The sequence below is a fragment of the Paenirhizobium naphthalenivorans genome (genome assembly GCF_007992095.1).
Classification (GTDB): Bacteria; Pseudomonadota; Alphaproteobacteria; order Rhizobiales; family Rhizobiaceae; genus Allorhizobium; species Allorhizobium naphthalenivorans.
This window is the reverse complement of record NZ_BJZP01000071.1, coordinates 1-2,588: the sequence shown is the minus strand read 5'-3', so window position 1 is coordinate 2,588 and position 2,588 is coordinate 1. Positions and strand designations below refer to the sequence as shown.

2 protein-coding genes and 1 pseudogene are annotated in these 2,588 nt (G+C 60.2%); 2 read left to right on the top strand and 1 reads right to left on the bottom strand.

Translation table 11 applies throughout. From position 1 onward, the window contains the following. Positions 1-857, top strand: a pseudogene (locus RNA01_RS23005) (lactate dehydrogenase); the annotation flags it as partial. 132 nt (positions 858-989) lie between these two features. Here RNA01_RS23005 and RNA01_RS23000 read toward each other — a convergent pair. Then, on the bottom strand, positions 990-1,268 hold the full coding sequence (locus tag RNA01_RS23000) for a hypothetical protein (RefSeq protein WP_147182414.1): 279 nt from the start codon (positions 1,266-1,268) through the stop codon (positions 990-992). A 535-nt stretch (positions 1,269-1,803) separates the two neighbouring features. Between RNA01_RS23000 and RNA01_RS22995 the strand changes: the two genes are divergently transcribed. Beyond that, a partial coding sequence (locus RNA01_RS22995; RefSeq protein ID WP_147182413.1) for a ParB/RepB/Spo0J family partition protein occupies positions 1,804-2,588 on the top strand: 785 nt, incomplete at its 3' end.

Here is a 2,588-nt window from a genome sequence, read left to right as displayed (position 1 = left end):
CGGTCGATCTTTTCGCCTATGCGACGGAAGGCTCGCTCGATGCATCGATGTGGCAGAACAACGAGCGCAAGGCCCGCTTCATTGCCGCAGCGCTGTCGGGCGACACGTCGATCCGGCGGCTGGAAGATGTTGGAGAAGGTGCCGCCAACCAGTTCGCGATGGCCAAGGCCATTGCCTCGGGTGACGAGCGCCTGATGCAGAAGGCAGGCTTGGAGGCCGACATCGCCCGGCTTGAGCGGCTGCGGGCTGCCCATGAGGACGACCAGTATGCCGTCCGCCGGCAGATGCGAGATGCAGAACGCGAAATCGAGGTCTCGACCCGGCGGATGGACGAAATCGGCCAGGACATCGCGCGGCTACAGTCGACCAACGGCGACGCCTTCACCATGACGGTGCTCGGTAAAGAACATGCAGAGCGCAAGGAAGCTGGCCGGGCGCTGATGAAGGAAATCCTCACGCTTCTGCAGCTTCAGCAGGAGGGCGATGTGCATCTTGCCACGATCGGCGGCTTCGATCTCGTCTATGAGGGGGAGAGGTTCGGCAAGGGCGACGGCTATCGCTATGAGACCCTGCTCCAGCGCACCGGCGCCGATTACGAGATCGATCTGGCGATCACGGTGACGCCGCTCGGCGCCATCTCACGGCTGGAGCATGGACTTGAAGGCATCGAGGAGGAACGGCGTCAATATCGCCGGCGTCTCGAAGAGGCCGAGCGCCGGCTGGCCTCATACCGTTCGCGAGACGGAGGAGCGTTCGCGTTCGCTGAGGACCTGAAGGAGAAAAGGCGCGAGCTACGTGACATCGAAACTCAGCTGGCGGGCGGCCTCGGCAATGAGACCAACGCGCTGGCCGCATAGCTGCATTGCACAATAAATGTTTTCCGATTGGCCAAAAATCAGGCACAAAGCCTGCAGCTGATGCAGATGGCGGTCTCCTCCCAGTTCCGCCGCATCAGCTGTTCCCCTCTGGAGGTCAAAGATCTCCACACTTTATGGGCCGCGGTTTACTCCGTCGGCCCTTTTTTCTGACACATCATCATCCAAAGATATCTCATCCTGGTCAGGCTGACGACCACGGTGCTGTTCTTCCTTGAGAGAAAGACTGTCGAGATAGCGCTCGCGCATCGTACGCATGTCGATGTCGCCACTGATCCATGCATCCAGCAGAGCCATAAAGATTGGGTCCTCGTCGATCGGCGTACTACGGGACTTCGCGCGATTGATGGCGCGTTGTGCGATGGCCCTCCGGGTTGCAGGATCTGTATTCATCTTTCCTCGACCGGCATTCTTGGACGGCGAAGACACATTTATCAGCGGGTGTTCAAGGTCGCGACTTGAATTTTCCCGCCATCAACAATATCTGCACGTCACTTCCCCTTCAGATGATGTCCTGCCGCCGCAATCGCTGTGGTTTTCGACGTCGTCCGGGATCTTAAAGGGCGCTCCCCTCGCGGGTCGAGCGCCCTTTTGCGTTTCTGTTTCCGGTCGAGGTTTTGCATGTCGTTCGCGCCTCGGCGTACGCGGACCGCATTTCTAATGAAGAAACGGAAAAGAAGGAGAAGGGAAAGAACCGGTCGCCGATCGGTCCTCCTGCCGACGCGTACGCTCAACCGCCGCCTGCGCTATCCCGGCTACTCGTTCTTCGCAGGGCTGTCAGCCCCGCTTGTCCTTCGCAGCAGGGATGCTCGACCGCAGTTGCGTCAGTCCGGCCGTTCGGCGGTCCGGGAGGTGTCTTCGAGAAAAATGAAGACAGGAAGGGCTGGCATGGCGCCGGTCCGGAACCCTCTAGACAAGGACAAATCCCATGCAGATCATGAAGGTTGACCCGCGCGCTCTGAAGGAAAACCCAGACCGGATGCGTCAGTCGAAGTCGTCACCGCAGGCCGATGCGCTCATGCTGGCGACGATCAAGGCCGTCGGCATCGTCCAGCCGCCGGTGGTCGCACCGGAAACCGATGGTGGAAACGGCTACATTATCGACGCTGGCCATCGCCGTGTGCGCCTTGCCATCGCCGCAGGCCTCGAAGAAATCGAAATCCTCGTCGTTGATGCAGCCAATGACAATGGCGCGATGCGTTCCATGGTCGAGAACAGCGTCCGCGAGGCTCTTAATCCCGTCGATCAATGGCGCGGAATCGAACGTCTGGTCGCACTTGGTTGGACAGAGGAAGCGATCGCCGTCGCTCTCGCCCTCCCCGTCCGCCAGATCCGCAAGCTGCGCCTGCTTGCCAATGTGCTTCCAGCCATGCTCGAACAGATGGCGCTCGGCGATATGCCATCCGAGCAGCAGTTGCGGATTATTGCTGCCGCCAGTCAGGTCGACCAGAAGGAGGTCTGGAAGGCCCATAAGCCGAAGAAGGGTGACACGGCAGCCTGGTGGCCGATCGCACATGCGCTCACGAAGAAGCGCATGTATGCCAAGGATGCGAGCTTCGACGATGATCTGGCTCAAGCCTATGGGATTGAGTGGGTTGAGGACCTCTTCGCGCCGGCCGACCAGGACGGTCGTTACACCACCAATGTCGAGGGCTTCCTCGGCGCTCAACACGAGTGGATGACGCACAACCTGCCGAAGCGCGGCGCGATCGT